This window comes from Lysinibacillus sp. NPDC086135 (genome assembly GCF_044746345.1).
In the GTDB taxonomy this organism is placed as follows: domain Bacteria; phylum Bacillota; class Bacilli; order Bacillales_A; family Planococcaceae; genus Lysinibacillus.
This window is the reverse complement of record NZ_JBIVCA010000013.1, coordinates 46,078-62,526: the sequence shown is the minus strand read 5'-3', so window position 1 is coordinate 62,526 and position 16,449 is coordinate 46,078. Positions and strand designations below refer to the sequence as shown.

The following is a 16,449-nucleotide window of genomic DNA, read 5'->3' as shown; positions in this document are numbered from 1 at the left end:
AGAGGAACGAAGGCTAAAAGCATCACATCCTGTGATAACGCCTTCGTGACCAACATCGTGTTGGCCCGAGACCCTGCAGCGAAGCGAAGCGGCTCATCGGACGCCCCCAGGAAAGCGCCCAGTCGGAACGGAAATCAACCACATGCTTTGGTGATGATCCAAACTTTAACGTTAGCTCCGCACATAGGAAATATCGAGATATTCTAAACCTTCCTTTACATAAACACTTAGAGGATCTTGTCCAAACTAAAGACAAGATCCTCCATATTGAACTACCTAGAACTATCTACTTTTTACTATCAATTGTGTAAAGTCCTCTACCGATAATGGCTTACTGAAATAATAGCCTTGTACGTACTCGCAGCCATGTTCACGTAGTACGTTTAATTCTGCCTCTTCCTCGACACCTTCAGCTACTACTTGAAGATTTAAGGCATGCGCTAGAGAGATCATAGCTGAAATCATGGCTATGCCTGATTTTTCAGGCACAATATCACGGACGAATGCACGATCGATTTTCAAAACATCTACTGGGAACGTTTTTAAATAATTTAACGATGAATAACCAGTCCCGAAATCATCTAATGAAATCGTAATACCAAGTGCTTTTAATTGCTTAATTGTATTAATTAAGTCCTCGGTATAATCCAGCATACTCATTTCTGTTATTTCAATTTCTAAAAACTGCGGATCAATTTTTGTTTCTGCTATAACTTCATGTATCATTTCAACAAAGCCTGATGTACTAATATGAATCGGAGAAATGTTTACGGCAACACGTAAGTTTGAATTATGTACTTCATTCCAAGTGCGTACCTGGGCAGATGCTTTCCTTAACACCCAGACCCCTATATCATTAATGAGCCCACATTGCTCAGCAAATGGAATAAAGCGATCCGGTGGCATATAACCTAGTTCAGGGTCATGCCAGCGAAGCAATGCTTCCATGCCAATCACTGTATTCGTTTTTAAATTGATTTTCGGTTGATAATGTAATTCTAAACTATCTTTTTTTAACGCTTGATGTAACTTTGTTTCAAGTAATAACCATTTATCGTTGATTTCCTCCATATTTGGACGATAAAAGCGGTATTGATTACCCCGTGAAGATTTTGCAGCATACATGGCGATATCTGCATTTTTCAATAATTCCTCAGGAGAGTTTGCATGATCTGGGAAAGTACTAATTCCAATACTAATACTTGCGTAAAATTCATATGAATTAACAACAAAACTCTCATTAAAGACGCTAATTATTTCATCAGCCTTGTCCTCAATACAGTCAACGTCGTTTAGTATAATAACAAATTCATCACTATTGTGGCGGTAAATAGAATTTGATGTATAATCAACGTTGCGTAGACGATTCGCCATTTCTACTAAGAACATATCCCCGATGATATGACCAAGTCCATCGTTAATGTTTTTAAAACGATTTACATCAATGAAAAATAACGCAAACTTCTCTCCTGTACGTCGAGATTGATGAAATTCATTTTCTAAACGTTGTTCTAACTTACGACGATTTGGTAGCCCTGTTAATTCATCATGATAAGCAATATGAGTTATCTTTTTTATATCCTTTTGTGCGGTAATATCGACCCTTATAGCAATATATTGATACGGTTTACCATTGTCATCAAGAAAAGGAAATACCGTTGTCTTCACCCAGTAAAGGCTGCCATCCTTCGCTCGATTACACACCTCGGCATTCCACATCTCACCCTTGCCTATAGTTTTCCACATCTCTCTAAAGAAGGATCTTGGATGGAAACCTGAATTGAGTAAACGGTGATCCTGCCCTAATAATTCTTCACGGGTGTATTTAGATATTTTGCAAAAATGATCATTAACAAACGTTATTTTCCCAGTTCGATCTGTAATTGCTACAATGATTGAACTATTCATTACTGAAAAAATATCTTGTAATTCTTTCAGACTATAGTTAACTTGATTGATACTATCAGGCGTGATATTCATCATTTTCATTCTCCGTTCATTAGAGGGGTTTGGTACTTTTATTTTATATTTCCACGGGGTATAAGGTTATGGGATATCGCCCTTTTTTATGTAATTATATTATAGTCTTAGAAAAGCAGTTAATTCAACCCAAATATCAAACCATTCAAATCTACATTTGATGGTTTTCAATAAAATAGCCCCTAATAATAAGGTCTTTTCACTTACTTAATACGATAGTTTTTGATTACTTTAATTACCTTAGTGCTATTCATATGTTATGTTTAGCCTAGTTATCTTTATAATATATGAATCTTCTGTAATTTTACTACACTTGAATAATTGCTTCATTTATGATATGAAGTCAAAATGCCTTACTGTCACATAAAGACAGTGAGGCATTTTTATAAGCTAAGAGATTTCATATTGTATTTGACCTCCCAATGTTTTAGCTCGTTCATTGTAGGCATCTAATTGTTCCTGAGATAAGTTTAATATATAATAGTAAAAATTTATTGGCTCTAAACCATGTTTCTCGCACACTTGTCGGTAAAAATCATAGCCTTTTCGATAATCTGTCATATTAATAACTTCCTTTCAATTGTACAGTTTCATTATAATATTCTAATTGTTCTTGTGATAATTGATTGACATATCTTGTTGTATAACAGAATTACATTTTTAATTATAATATATAACAGACGGTTTGCCACGTCAATGAATTTTCTGATATTTCTTTCAAATGCACAAAAGCCCAGTCCATTTAAATTAGTATGGCTGGGCATTTCATAAAATATTCACGTCGGCTTCCGTTATAACCACATCCTTTAATTACAAACCTTTCAAATTCCTAATTGTTTGGCTTGCATATTATAAGCTGAAAGTTGTTGCTGTGATAACTGTAGCAAATAGTAGCGGAATGAAATTGGCTCAAGACCATAGCGCTCACACATCTCACAATAAAATTCATAACCATCACGATACTTTGACATTAGAATTCCTCCAAACCAAGCTGTTTTATAACAGTTGTTTTTATTTTTATTTAATATATAACAGATGGTTTATTTCGTCAAGTATTTCTAAATAGTTTGATTAAAAACATATCACAAGCCATTGTTTTGATATTGATCAAAACAATGGCTCTCGCTATTTTCACATATTAATTCAAGGAAGTAATTCTACCTCTACCTTTATCTTTCGTTGCTTTTTAAAATACCATTTACAACTTTTGTTTCTTTATCTACATTTCGAATTTTGTATATAAAGCTTTCAGTACCAGTGATGGAACATCTCCATCATAAGTAAAGTATGATTTACTTTCACCTATGAAGACGTTATCTCTTCATCAATCTCAATTGGGTGAGTGGTTCCTGATTCTGGGCCTTTCTCTTTTTGAGTGATATCTAGGACAACAGGTTCACTTTTTACAGCCTCTGACGTTACTTTTGAAGAGGATACTGCTGTTTTAGCTGAAATGCATTACACCCGGATAAGAGTAAAATAAACGATCATATACAAATTGATTTATAAATCTTCATAACTTCTCCTACCTAAAAATAGTAAATAATAATAATTATACCATAAAGCATACAAAAAGAAGGAAAGCTCTTTGCCCCTTCCTTCTTTTTTATGTCTATTTATCAATCTCTTTTGTTGCTCACTAGAAATTGGACCTTCATCATATATTCTTCAATAATCTAATACTCATTCTAGGAATAAAAATTAAGATGTTCCAAATTATTTCAAATACGATTGAATTTAAAATTTCTATTATAATTTCTTTAACATAATGTCGTGCTTTTCTTTTTTTCATTCTTTGTATTCAATCTCCAATTAGGTCATTAATGCTCAACTTTGATGAGTGCTTTGATTTCTTTTATTTGTTCAATATGCCGTTGTTCATGAATATAAACTAGTTCTATCCATTGATCAAGGGGTAATTCGCCCAGAACAGGATGTTTAAAGATTTTTTCTGTTAATAGGGATGGATCTTCAATTGTATCAAGGAAAGTTGTAAATTTCTTTCTAGAATCGTCAAGCAGCGCAATGATTTGCTGAACTGTCAAAAAGTCATTAGCAGGTTCAAGAAATTCTGGTGCTGGAACTTTCGTTGTTCTATCTAATATAAGGTGAACATTTTTACGTTCCTTTTGCTGACTATTCTCTTGTTTTAAACCCCATGCAATTACTTTTATAAAAGACTCTTCCGTTAAAGTTAAGTGATGGCAAACCTGGGCGATACTCCAACAATTAACATCAGACTTAGCATTGAATTGACTATCACTTAATAATTGTATTTCCTCAACTAAGTTATTTCTTGTTTCACATAGATGATCGTTTATTAATTGATTCATTTGTATCTCCTCCACTAATGTTTTTTTACTCCCTTTTCTGTATATGTTTTATACAATGTGAAATATTCTTTTATAGTTGCTTTATGAATATTCGTTTACCAGTCTTTGCAGATTTTCGAACTACATCTAACAATCGATGCAGTTTGACAGCGTCATTAAAATCGGGAATATGCTTTCTGCTCTCAACAATATCTTTTGCCAACATCGTATAAGCTTGATTCACATAACTTATAGCGTCATTATTTTGTTCTGATATTTTTACATCTTCAATTAAAATATCTTTAGAGTTAAACAAATTATTTGGATGGATCATTTTTTCAATGATAAGATTCCCAAATTGGATATGGCCATAGGAATTTTTCTGTGTTAAGCGAAATGCTCCCTTTTCGCCCCTAATTTCTAATTGAAAAGAAGGATAAACCCCTCCTTGGATATGTACAGATGCTGAAGTATCATTTACGAGCGTCCCCTGTATCAATATTTGATCAGCTGTATTTTTTTCTATTGACTGACCTGTTTCTTGTACGAACGCTTCGGTATAGTGGACATTCATTGTAGCAGATAGTTCTTTAAAATCACCTAAAATATAACAGAGAACATCTAGTGAATGCCCGCCGTTAATGGAAAGAAGGGTTGCTCCATTATCTTCGTGTAATAGATAACGGCCTTTTTCATCTGTTATTCCACCTTTTCCTTGTGTTGCAACTTGCATAGTACAGGAAATAACCTTACCAATATCCCCCTTGTGAATTGCTTGTTTTAAATAGTTAACTTCTGGAGATTGCCTACCTTGTAGTCCAATTGCATGATGAATATGTCTTTCTTCTGCCAATTGAGCGATTTTTTCTGCTTGCTGCGTATGAATAGCTAGTGGCCATTCACAATAAATATGTTTATTTTCTTCTAATACTGCTAGTACAGCATCATAATGATGAGGGACTTTGATACTTACAACTACTAAGTCAACATCTTTCGATTGCGCTAATTCCTTATAGTTTGTAAAAGCATGAGGTGCCTTTAGGATTTTAGCACTTTTTTCAGCAGTAACAATATTGGAAGTTCCAATTGCTGTTATTTTGTAGAAGGGATTGTTCTTTAGTGCTGGAATATGTGTTTGACTTGCCCATTGATTATTCAAAGATCCACCTATAATCCCTACATTGATAATTCTATTTTCCATTAACTATACCTCCTATTAACTGGCAGTAATGTATCTATAGCGAAATCGAAGCGACGGCTACAAAGACTCCCACCTCAAAACTTAGCGTGCTGAAGACTAGCTAGGAATGACAAACTCCACTAATAAAAGTTTCTCTATATCCTTTTACAAAGTATAATGAAAACAAGACATCATTTTAAGTGTTAATTAATGATGGCCCTATCACTTTTTTTGATGGATGTGAATAGAAATGGATATTGAAAACATGAAAGCATTTGTGTCAGTTGCAGAATTGAAAAGTATATCAGCTGCTGCCACTAAATTGAATCACCTACAATCAAATATGACGGCAAAAATTAAAAAAATCGAAAATCATTATAATCAAGAATTATTTATTCGAAATTCTAAAGGTGTAACACTAACAAAAGATGGAGAAAAATTATATCATCAATTTAAGAAAATATTGTTTTTTTGGGAAGAAACAGAAAATATGATGAAAAAACATGAGGAAAAACTACGAGTTGGTACGATGATTTCAATGGGAGGAACTCAAATATCACAAGCTTTAAATAAGCTTTATCAAACATACCCTAATTTATCGGTAACCTTAAAAACAGGTTCAACAGAGTATATAGAAAATCAAATTCTGCTAGGGAAAATTGATCTAGCCTATACGATTGGCACATTAAAAAATAATAATATAAAGTATAAAAAAGTTGCTATTGAAGAAATGATTATCATAGGTCAAGGTATTGATCGGAGTACAATCTTCGAGGATTATATATGTGAAAAAAACTTACTTGTGCTATCTGATAACTGTTTGTATCTTTCAATATTGCGAGACATATGTATGAATTTAACTATTACGCAGGGAGAAATAATTGAAGTAGGAGACCCAGAAACTTTGTTACAATTTGCCATGATGGGTATGGGAATTACTTTAGTTTCTAAACGTATAGCAAGACGATACAACATTGAACAATACTTAGATGTACCATCAACCTTTAGATTCGTTGATTTATATTTAATTACTCGTTTACATCACGAATTTACGCCAATTGAAAGACAGTTTATTGAGCAAACAAACTCTATTGATGGAATGGAAGCTAACAACCAGATAATAGAACCAAAAGCCGACTCCTACAAGTAAGGAAAATCGGCTTTTTTAGTTGCCTATTTTATTCAATGAAATGTTCTCTAGTACGAACAATATTGAACGGATTATTTTCGAGTACATGTTGTAGCTCTTCATCTTCAATATGAGTATAGATTTGTGTCGTTGCAACACTTGAATGGCCAAGTATATGCTGGAGACTTCGAATATCTGCCCCAGATTTATACATCATTGTCGCGGAAGTATGCCGTAACTTATGCGGTGTCAGGCGTTCTTTTTGAAGTCCCGATTGCTGATTAATTTGTTTAACGATTTTTGCAACGGTTTGACGGGTGAAGCGTGTTCCCTTTTGTGAGACGAAAAGAGGCTCCTCGTCCCCTCCTTTATATGCAGCCTTTCCGCTATTATCATAGTCTGCAAGTGCCTGGATGCAGCTATCATTCAAATATACTGTCCGCTCCTTATTCCCTTTACCAACAACCGTTAAGTAGCGACCTTGTATAGATGACCTATTTAGCTGACAAAGCTCCGTCACACGAATCCCTAAATTTAAGAAAAACATCATCATACAATAATTCCTCGGTGAAGCACGATTTGGCTGGATGCCATCGATAAATTGCGTGGCTTCCTCAATGTTCATATAGATAGGCTTTTTCCGTCCTATTTTTGGCGTTTCTAATTCATCTGCCGGATTTTCCTCTAGTAGACGTCGTTTCCCTTTTAAATATTTAAAAAATGATTTTAACGTTGCTACTTTACGCGCTCTCGCAGAAGCTGAATTCCCTCGCTGCACCTCGCAATATTCCATAAATAAATAAAGATCCTCTAGTGTCATTTCGCGAATTTCTTCTATTGAAATAGTTGAAATATCTATTTTCGTTAAATCTGATAGTTCATGATCATTCTGAATTGCTATGTAGAAACGGAAGAACAATGTCAAATCATATTCATATTCTTTTCTTGTGCGATGAGACTTCCCTTTAATCGTCGTTAAATAAACAAGGAAATCTCTCATTATTTTAGGAAGCTTTGTCTTTTCCATAAAATCACCTCTATTTTCTCTATTTTACCACAAAAAAACGTTCCCAAATATAAATTTGGGAACTTTATAGTGAAAAAAATGCTCTTTCTCACAACTCAGAACAAACGTTCCTTTTATGGACAATAAAAAAGATGATTCTCTTTAGAAAGAAAATCACCTTTTTTAAAAGTTTTTATGAAAGTTTCATTTTTTAGGTATAAAGAGCAAAAAAAATGAATATTTAAATCTAGTGAGTTAAATGCTCTGAGACGATTCGAAAAATAAAAAGATGGGTAACTGTACGTGTCGATTCTTCTCACAATACACGTGGAATTATTTGGATTTTTGTCGATTTCGGTATGAAAACCGTTACTTTACAAAAATACTATACGTCCCATCAACTTGTTTGGCTAGAGACCAGTTTGTTGATAGCATATGTTGAAGTTTAGCGATAACTTCCTCATCACAAGTTAAATGCTGGATTCCCGTTTCTAATAATTGATAATCCTTTCCTTCTTCTAATTGGAGACGAATATACAATAAGCGTTTAATGCCTGGCAAAGTTACATATTTGATACTGTAGTTACCGTGCAGAGCATCTATGAAAATTTGCTCCCCTTCTTGGTAAAGTGCCATTGTTTCGGAAAATTCATAGTTTGGTACTTTTTCCTGCCAAACTGATACATCCCCTGTTTGCAATGTGCGTAAAATCTCCTCATCAGTAAAATCTAATTTTGAAAGCTTGTCTAGCTCATACGCTTGCATTAAATTAATGATTGTCATTTCATTTGCTCCTTTTATATGTATTTATCTTCATTACTCTAAAGGTGATGAGATGAATGCGGATATGGTGCCTTTTCAATTGGTACCCATTTACTACAATGTCGCCAAGGCGATATTGATTCTTACTAAGTGTAACACGTTTTCTCGACTACTTAAATTCGGAGGGCGATCCATATGATGAAGTTCTATGAATCTGGTATGTTTTTTGATGAGATGTTCGAAGGTAATCAACCGAAGCCTCATTATCGGTCTTTCCACCATAAGCTCCATGCTTTCACTAAGGAACAATTAGATGAAAAATATCAGCAAGCACAATCAACATTCCTTAAACAAGGCATTACATTTACCGTATATGGTGCACAAGGTGGAACAGAGCGGACAATGCCCTTTGATTTTATACCTATTATTATTCCATATGAACAGTGGGAAGTAATAGAAGCTGGTATGAAGCAGCGTGTGAAAGCATTAAATTGTTTTTTACATGATGTTTACCATGAACAGTCCATTTTTGAGAATGGGCTTATTCCGAAACAACTCATTGAAAACAATCGGTATTATTATAAAGAAATGCTTGGTGTAAAAGTACCTATTGATAATCATATTTTTTTAGCAGGCATAGACTTGATTCGTGATGAACATGGCGTTTACTACGTGTTAGAAGATAATTTACGCAATCCTTCAGGGATTTCCTATGTTTTTCAAAATCGATCTGTGATGAAGGAAGTGTATCCTGAATTTTTTTCTAAACATACGATCCAGTCACTCGACAAACAAATGTCCTTTATGAAGAAGGCACTTCTTGCTCATCGTCCACCTTCTATGAATCCAGATAGAGAACCTAAAGCTGTCCTCTTAACAGCAGGTATGTATAATTCGGCCTATTACGATCATGTTTTTTTAGCACAGCAGCTCAATATTCAGCTTGTTGAAGGGCGAGATTTAGTTGTCCGAGATAATAAGGTGTATAAGAAGACAATATACGGTCTAGAGCAAATTGATATTATTTATCGTCGAATTGATGATGATTTCTTAGATCCTGTTGTTTTTCGTGAGGATTCTTTACTTGGAGTTCCTCATATTATGGCTGCTTATAAAGCTGGAAATATTGCTATTTTAAATGCTGTTGGTAATGGTGTTGCTGATGATAAAGCGATGTATGCCTATGTACCGGATATGATTCGCTATTATTTGAAAGAGGAACCTATTTTACGTAATGTGGAGACTTATCATCTAGCTGATGATAGACAGCGAGGTTGGGTCCTTGAGCATATGAGAGAGCTTGTCATAAAAAACGTTAGTGCATCAGGAGGCTATGATATGCTAATTGGTCCGCATGCGAGTGATGAAGAAATGGCTATTTTTAAAGAAAAAATATTGGAAAACCCAGTTCAATACATTGCACAACCAACAATTAGCTTGTCTAGAGCACCAGCTTTTCAGAATGGGAGATTTTATCCTTGTCATGTCGATTTGCGTGTTTATGTCATGAAGGGCGAGGATACTTATGTGCTTCCTGGAGGTTTATCGCGTGTAGCATTAAAAGAAGGATCTTTAGTCGTGAACTCTTCCCAGGGTGGAGGAGCAAAAGATACATGGATATTAAAGGAGGAATTGCAGTATGCTAAGTCGAGTAGCCGATGCACTATACTGGATGGCACGATATAGTGAACGATCACAAACGAATGCACATATATTACAAGTACAGCTGTTGAATATGTTGGAGCAATCTGGCAAAGAAAATGAATACATCGATCATTGGGAAGCGGTGTTAAATATTTGTGCCTCGAAGGAAGAATACATGTCCTTTTATGAGTCGATTCGAGTCAATCCACTTATCGAATATCTACTCTTTTCTAATAATAACTGCAATGCCCTCCATGCTACTTTACGTGCAGTTCGAGAAAACGCCCGTATAACTCGAGATAGCATACCCATTGAGCTTTGGGAATTGCAAAATGCCTTTTATTTATCATTACAGCAAGAAATGTTGAAACGTGAAAGACCAATTCCACTAATTGTTCTAAACTCTTTTTTACAAAATGTTCGAAAGACTTCTTTGACGGTAACGGGGCTTATCGAAGGCTCGATGGATCGAGATTTACCCTTTTATTTCATGCAAGTTGGGAAATGGTTAGAACGTGTAGAAAAGACGATTCGTATGGCTTTAATTATACTGGAGCAACATAAGGAAATAGCCATCTCTTTAAAAGAAGCGGACGGATCGTTTTTACTTGATTTATCGGAGGCGACGGAGTCTTATTTACGCAAGCATCGCCAAACCAATTTACTTTATGTTATTCAATATTTATTACAGGATAAACATTTCCCACGTTCAGTGATGTTTTGCTTAGAAAAATTAGAAGAAGCTTTTATCTGTTTAGAAAGCGACCCTCTTTCAGCAAGATTTTTAGAGCTTCATACCCCATTAAAGAGTTTATTATTTGCCGTGATGAATGTAGATTTATGGAATATTACCTTAGAGGAAACTATTTTGTTAATGGAGGAAAGATTGTGTCAATGTATTGATTTTGGCAATACATTTTCAACAATTTATCATTTATATGAACCCAGCGTACAACCTTGAAAGGAATCAACAACAGCTCCCTTTCAGCAAGCAAGTCAGTAATCCAAAGGAAGCAGACACAATGAAATTTGAAATTCAACATACAAATATTTTTCAATATGAGTCTGAAGTCGATCAAAGCTTAAATACAATCCGCTTAAAACCAAGGGGCGATGAGCGTCAGCGCTTACTATCCTATCGAATTGCCATCACTCCTTCATCTTTAACGCGTGAGCATACAGATATATGGGGCAATACGGTTGGTACATTTTATATACCTGAGCAGCATCAAGTGCTAGAAATTCAAACGACCTCTATTGTCAGCATTCAACGTGCACCATTTATTCATCGCATTCAATATTCACCAGAAATGCAGACAATTTTTCACTCGAAACTGTTTTATGAGCATTATTTGCCCTATTTAAAGTTTACACATTTTACGTTTATGACAGAAAATCAGTTAGAGGAAGTTTATCATGCAATTGGTCATGCTGAAAATCCTGTATTATTTTCATTAAATTTAATGCAATATTTATACTCGACTTTTGAATACGTTCCTGGTGCAACCGATGTTACGACAACTGCAAGCGAAGCCTTTTCCCTTAAGCGAGGTGTTTGCCAGGATTTCACACATGTCATGCTTGCAGTGCTAAGAGCTAAAGGAATTCCAGCACGCTATGTTAGCGGTTATTTATACGTCGATGAAAACTCTGCCTTAATCGGTGATATTGCAACCCACGCTTGGGTAGAAGTCATGATACCAGGAATCGGCTGGATTGGTCTCGATCCAACTAACAATGTAGAAGTATTAGAAAATCACATTATTTTATGCATTGGCCGTGATTATTCCGATATAAGCCCTGTTGAAGGCGTTTATTCAGGTGGAAAACATGATTTAACAGTTAAAGTGAGCGTCAAAGCATTGAATCATTTATAACAAAACGTGCAATGGTATAAATTAAACCCCTGATTTTTCTACGCCAAGCAGAAGAATCAGGGGTTTTATTAAGATGATTTTAATCTTGAATTTTGCAGTAGTCAACAACAATTTATTCTATATCAAAAGAATTTATCTCGGTATCATTCTTGATCATGATACAATACCCATTTCTTTTCCTATTTTCTTAATGTTATTTATGACTACATTGAGTTGCTCCATTGTATGTGTAGCCATCACTGTAATCCGCAACCGGCTTGACCCTTTTGGCACAGTTGGTGGTCGAATCGCTGGAATAAAAACACCTTCATCCATTAGTTTCTCAGAAAATTGCATAGCTTCATGGGCATCACCAATAAGAAGAGATATAATTGGCGTTTCTCCTCCCTTAACTACAAAACCCGATTCCACCAATTTCAAACGTAAATACTTAGCATTATTCAGCAATTGTTCCCTTCGTTCGGGCTCATGTTGAATAATGAAGATTCCTTCTCGCGCTGCTTCAATCGCACTTGGAGATAAAGCTGTTTGGAAAATAAAAGATCTAGCGCAATTGAGTAAATAGTTCTTTGCAATGGACGACGTCGCCACAAAGCCACCCTCTGCACCAATCGCTTTACTCAACGTGCCCACTGTCAAATCAATTTCATCTTTCAATCCAAAATAATCAGCAGTACCACGGCCATCATTTCCTAAGACACCTATCGCATGCGCATCATCAATCATTATGTAAGCATTGTATTTCTTTGCTAGTGCAACTATTTCGGGAAGTGGAGCAATATCACCATCCATACTAAAGACGCCATCTGTCACAATAAACTTCTTTCCATCTCCACGTGATCCCCTTAATTTATGCTCTAAATCTACCATATCCGCATGTTCATAAACAATTGTCTTTGCAGTACTAAGTCGACAACCATCTATTATACTCGCGTGATTCCAAGCATCAGAAAAAATCATATCCCCAGCCTTCATCACACTCGAAATCACACCAATGTTCGCTAAATAACCACTGCTGAAAACAATGGCAGCTTCAGTCTTTTTCAAATCCGCAATTTCAGATTCAAGCTGTTCATGAATGACGAAATTTCCGGTTGTTAATCTCGAACCACCTGCTCCTGTACCGTATTTACTAATACCTTCAAATGCTTTCTTTCTTAACCGAAAATCTGTTGCAAGACCTAAATAGTTATTAGATGAAAAAAGCAAGAATTTCTTACCATTCATGATGATCTCGCTCTCATTTCCATTTGAAAACGAACGTAACTTTCTTGTCAATCCTTTCTCTTCTATTAACTGTAGTTCCTGCTGAAACCAATGCTCCATTTTTTAATCCCTCCTAATGAGAACCGGTACGCTTTCTAAATAGTCTATAAAAGATTCTAGTTCAACTTCATCTGACACAAAATAAATGCGCCCTCCGCTCTCGCAGCCTTCCCTTTTTAACGGTGTAATTCTGACATAACCAATGGCACGATTACTTACATATCCAGTCACGTAATCTGGATCATCAGACCAACATAATTCTGCAATTGTAAACGGAGAATTTGCCACTTTCGTCGCCAGAGCCAACGCTTCACGGACGCGCTCATTCAGCTCCCCATTAGCATCCTGCCAATCGATTCGTGATACACGAACACCCTTCTCCCCCCGATCGTCAAGCCGTAAGCCGCTTTTACTATTTAGAATGATCGCCCCACGGAGGTTTTGATGACTATCAAGTTGATGAAAAGCAACATTCAATGCATGTTCCGAAACACCTAAGGAGGTTAGTATCTTTCTTGCTTCACTATGGGCTTTTTCAATTGAATCGGCCTCAACTGTCGTAATTTCTAATGGTGGCAAATACTGTATCTGATCATGCGCAATTTTTTCAACGGTAATTTGTATAAAGTCAGCATCTCCACGCGAATGATTACTTGCTTTGTTCAATAACTGCTTTACAATTGGCTCTATCTGAGATTTACTACCTATCCGTTCACCACCAGATATATGCTTTTCCCCTAGTTCAGGGCTTCTTTCTGCCGCACGCATTCGAATGCTATAACACGTTTTTAACATGATTATTACCTGCTACTTTCCTATTTATTGTCTGTAACATTTTCGTAATGGGATAAACACTAACAGCTGTGATTACCATGCCTGGAATAGCCAAAACTACTAACGGTAACAATGGAGTTCCTAACGTAAAAGCCAAACCAAATCTAGCAATCGTTGTTCCGATTGGGCCTGCCAAAACAAGTACCGGAATTGAAGTCCCAAATAAAACAATAAGTAGGCCTACAGTCAATCGAAAAATGAATGAGATCTCCACATTTAAGATCGAGTGTATACCTAGTAAAAATAAGATTATACTTGCAATAATCCCCGCTAGAAAATATCGCTTAAATCCAAATACCGCTGCAATCGCAACTGCAATAGGTGCTGATAATTGAAAGTCAGACCCAGGAAAACCTGTTGGAATTTTAAACATGCCTGTAACGATAATAAGACAAGCTAGCAATGAAATCTGGGCAAGATCATATGTAGAAAACTTTCGGATCATTTTATTCCTCCATCTTACTTTTTAAATACTTGATGTCATTGCCTCCTACTCTTTCTATTTGAGTTAACTTATATTAATAATAAGTTAACACAAATGTAGATAGGAAAGTAGATAAAATGGTAGGAATTTTTATTATTTGTGAAAATTCAATTTTGTTAATTATCACTAAGAGGATACAAAATGAAGTTCGTGTTCCTAAGACTAGATACTTTTTTCAGATTCCGCATCGCCGTGTGAACTCTTGCACTTGGCTAGTTACTACTGCTGTCCCACGATTCAAATATATACTCTATAGATCACATACATGTTGGGGCGCACAAAAAAAGTATAGGCTACTCTGTAAAATTAAAGACAAGTGAATGTATATAAAACAGTAATTTCAAGAGGTTGTGTTTAATGTCACACATTATATTAAACAATTAGTACTTCACTTATATATAGTGGTGTACTTTTTTTATTTGTTAGACCCTAAACGACCTCATTTACTACCACATATACCCTATATAAGTAATATCCGTAGTAATTAATTGTTTCGGTAAAATAAAACGTACATCCTTGAAACATACATTCTGTTTGGAGGCAATCGCTTGAAAGAATATAAAGTAAAAGAAGTGGCTGACTTATTAGGTAAACACGAAGAAACTATTAAACTTTAGATACGGTCAGGCAGTGATAAAGAAGGTTGGATAGTTATTGAATCGGATAATAAAGTGATCCCAGTTAGTGAGGCTGAACAGATAGGTGCTATAAAACCAGAAGTCGATGAAACAGTGTTAGTGAAACTGGCGTATCAAGCAGTTACTCTTACTTTTCCTACTGATGAGATGTTATCAATCTTCTCTGTCGTGGGGAGAAAACGAACCTTGGAAATATTATTGATAATGCATCAGGCACCATCGAAAGTGAAGAATCCTGGTGTGTTCATCAAAAAAGCAACACGTGAAAATTTAAGTCCGATTTCAACTCCTATCAAAGACACCATAAACGAGAGTATGACCAATCACGAAAATGTTTAAAAATCCCGTTATAAATAACAACTGAGAACCTTCTATCCCTGTTAATAACGGGCTGAAAGTAGATTAAAATTCATAGTAAAACCTTTGAAAGAAAATAGCAAAGTAAATAAACCGCAGAACAACTTAGATTTGGACATTTATTTCAGGAAACTAAAACCCGACCGTAACCTTGATATTCTTCATAGAAAGTATATGAAACTATCAAAACAAGAACTTATCCAAAGACTGATTCTTGCTGAACAGTATATTTCAGACAACGAAAACAAATGGGTTACAGCTCATTTTGAATTATTTAAGTAGTAAAAAAAGACAGTGATTGCTGTCTCTTTTCAACTAAAGCACCCCGTTAATTAAGTCAATGGTTCACAATCTTTTTTATTTAATGGGTTCCAGCATAGCAGTACATTAGAGAAAAGATAAAGATAAAAGTTAAGAGTGCTCCTATAACATTTTGGTTATGAGTACTTTTTCCATTCTTTAAATTCTTCAAAAAAGTAGTGAAATTTAAAAACCACAAAACTCCTAATAACGGTACGACAAGCAAAAGCATAAATATCAATTCCTCTCCATCTCGTTTACAAAATCTTATTCACCAAAACTTCCCCGTTAGCACTATAATGAAGATTGAGTTCCTTATTTAATCAATACATTTGTCTATAAAAATTAACTTCTTTCACTTTGTCTTGTTTGCCATAAATCATAAATAAGAATCAAAGCATCAATTGAAAATAATATAATACTTAATGTATAAGGAACCCATCCAATTATTTCATTTAGAACTGTCGTAAGTTTACCAGGAGGGTCACCCCAACCTGTTAAATTAGGAATGAATAAAGCAATCGCCAGGTGCATTAATCCGAATGAAAAAAATAATTGCCCCGTTACTTTAATAAAACGACTCCCCAGTAAAAAAACTCATAGTAAGAAAGACAAATGTAAATGTAGTTATTGCTTTTGGTAATTTACGATAAAAGTAAATTAATACTAATCCTATGAGT

The 16,449-nt window shown here is 35.2% G+C and carries 15 protein-coding genes; 5 read left to right on the top strand and 10 right to left on the bottom strand.

Going from position 1 to position 16,449, the window contains the following annotated elements; genetic code table 11:
- Positions 1 to 282: 282 nt before the first annotated feature.
- The 5 genes from ACIPKN_RS17050 to ACIPKN_RS17030 all read right to left on the bottom strand — a co-directional run bounded on the left by ACIPKN_RS17050 (position 283) and on the right by ACIPKN_RS17030 (position 5,493).
- On the bottom strand, positions 283 to 1,983 hold the full coding sequence (locus ACIPKN_RS17050; protein ID WP_400938131.1) for a putative bifunctional diguanylate cyclase/phosphodiesterase: 1,701 nt from the start codon (positions 1,981 to 1,983) through the stop codon (positions 283 to 285).
- 387 nt (positions 1,984 to 2,370) lie between these two features.
- Complete coding sequence (locus tag ACIPKN_RS17045; RefSeq protein ID WP_400938129.1) at positions 2,371 to 2,541, bottom strand: transcriptional regulator; 171 nt, start codon at positions 2,539 to 2,541, stop codon at positions 2,371 to 2,373.
- A gap of 260 nt (positions 2,542 to 2,801) precedes the next feature.
- A complete protein-coding gene (locus tag ACIPKN_RS17040) occupies positions 2,802 to 2,951 on the bottom strand; it encodes a hypothetical protein (RefSeq protein ID WP_049665318.1) in 150 nt (49 codons plus the stop codon).
- An 849-nt stretch (positions 2,952 to 3,800) separates the two neighbouring features.
- Positions 3,801 to 4,313, bottom strand: a complete 513-nt coding sequence (locus tag ACIPKN_RS17035) for a DinB family protein (protein ID WP_400938127.1) — start codon at positions 4,311 to 4,313, stop codon at positions 3,801 to 3,803.
- Positions 4,314 to 4,383: 70 nt separating this feature from the next.
- Positions 4,384 to 5,493 (bottom strand): Gfo/Idh/MocA family protein, encoded by a 1,110-nt coding sequence (locus ACIPKN_RS17030; protein ID WP_400938125.1) that lies wholly within the window; start codon positions 5,491 to 5,493, stop codon positions 4,384 to 4,386.
- A gap of 229 nt (positions 5,494 to 5,722) precedes the next feature.
- Between ACIPKN_RS17030 and ACIPKN_RS17025 the strand changes: the two genes are divergently transcribed.
- On the top strand, positions 5,723 to 6,622 hold the full coding sequence (locus ACIPKN_RS17025) for a LysR family transcriptional regulator (protein ID WP_400938123.1): 900 nt from the start codon (positions 5,723 to 5,725) through the stop codon (positions 6,620 to 6,622).
- Between the two features lie 28 nt (positions 6,623 to 6,650).
- On the opposite strand, the gene ACIPKN_RS17020 is transcribed toward ACIPKN_RS17025, so the two are convergent.
- Both ACIPKN_RS17020 and ACIPKN_RS17015 read right to left on the bottom strand, forming a co-directional pair.
- The gene (locus ACIPKN_RS17020; protein ID WP_400938120.1) at positions 6,651 to 7,628 is read right to left on the bottom strand and encodes a tyrosine recombinase XerC; all 978 of its coding nucleotides are present in this window, start codon (positions 7,626 to 7,628) and stop codon (positions 6,651 to 6,653) included.
- A gap of 348 nt (positions 7,629 to 7,976) precedes the next feature.
- A complete protein-coding gene (locus tag ACIPKN_RS17015; RefSeq protein WP_400938118.1) occupies positions 7,977 to 8,390 on the bottom strand; it encodes a hypothetical protein in 414 nt (137 codons plus the stop codon).
- Positions 8,391 to 8,564: 174 nt separating this feature from the next.
- On the opposite strand from ACIPKN_RS17015, the gene ACIPKN_RS17010 reads away from it, so the two are divergent.
- The 3 genes from ACIPKN_RS17010 to ACIPKN_RS17000 all read left to right on the top strand — a co-directional run bounded on the left by ACIPKN_RS17010 (position 8,565) and on the right by ACIPKN_RS17000 (position 11,890).
- Positions 8,565 to 10,055 carry a circularly permuted type 2 ATP-grasp protein gene (locus ACIPKN_RS17010; RefSeq protein ID WP_400938115.1) on the top strand — a complete coding sequence of 497 codons (1,491 nt, stop codon included), beginning with the start codon at positions 8,565 to 8,567 and terminating at the stop codon, positions 10,053 to 10,055.
- On the top strand, positions 10,009 to 10,974 hold the full coding sequence (locus tag ACIPKN_RS17005; RefSeq protein WP_400938113.1) for an alpha-E domain-containing protein: 966 nt from the start codon (positions 10,009 to 10,011) through the stop codon (positions 10,972 to 10,974). Before ACIPKN_RS17010 ends, ACIPKN_RS17005 begins: the two co-directional genes overlap by 47 nt.
- A 61-nt stretch (positions 10,975 to 11,035) precedes the next feature.
- Positions 11,036 to 11,890 carry a transglutaminase family protein gene (locus tag ACIPKN_RS17000; protein WP_400938110.1) on the top strand — a complete coding sequence of 285 codons (855 nt, stop codon included), beginning with the start codon at positions 11,036 to 11,038 and terminating at the stop codon, positions 11,888 to 11,890.
- A gap of 153 nt (positions 11,891 to 12,043) precedes the next feature.
- On the opposite strand, the gene bioF is transcribed toward ACIPKN_RS17000, so the two are convergent.
- Genes bioF through ACIPKN_RS16985 form a run of 3 tightly spaced genes read right to left on the bottom strand, consistent with a single transcriptional unit; the run spans position 12,044 to position 14,435 of the window.
- Positions 12,044 to 13,216, bottom strand: a complete 1,173-nt coding sequence (bioF, locus tag ACIPKN_RS16995) for an 8-amino-7-oxononanoate synthase (protein ID WP_400938108.1) — start codon at positions 13,214 to 13,216, stop codon at positions 12,044 to 12,046.
- 3 nt (positions 13,217 to 13,219) lie between these two features.
- The gene (gene bioW, locus ACIPKN_RS16990) at positions 13,220 to 13,951 is read right to left on the bottom strand and encodes a 6-carboxyhexanoate--CoA ligase (protein WP_400938105.1); all 732 of its coding nucleotides are present in this window, start codon (positions 13,949 to 13,951) and stop codon (positions 13,220 to 13,222) included.
- Positions 13,932 to 14,435, bottom strand: coding sequence for a hypothetical protein (locus tag ACIPKN_RS16985; RefSeq protein WP_400938102.1), 504 nt, complete (start codon positions 14,433 to 14,435; stop codon positions 13,932 to 13,934). The genes bioW and ACIPKN_RS16985 overlap by 20 nt, the downstream gene beginning before the upstream one ends.
- A gap of 710 nt (positions 14,436 to 15,145) precedes the next feature.
- Here ACIPKN_RS16985 and ACIPKN_RS16980 point away from each other — a divergent pair.
- On the top strand, positions 15,146 to 15,451 hold the full coding sequence (locus ACIPKN_RS16980; protein WP_400938101.1) for a hypothetical protein: 306 nt from the start codon (positions 15,146 to 15,148) through the stop codon (positions 15,449 to 15,451).
- Positions 15,452 to 16,449 lie beyond the last annotated feature (998 nt).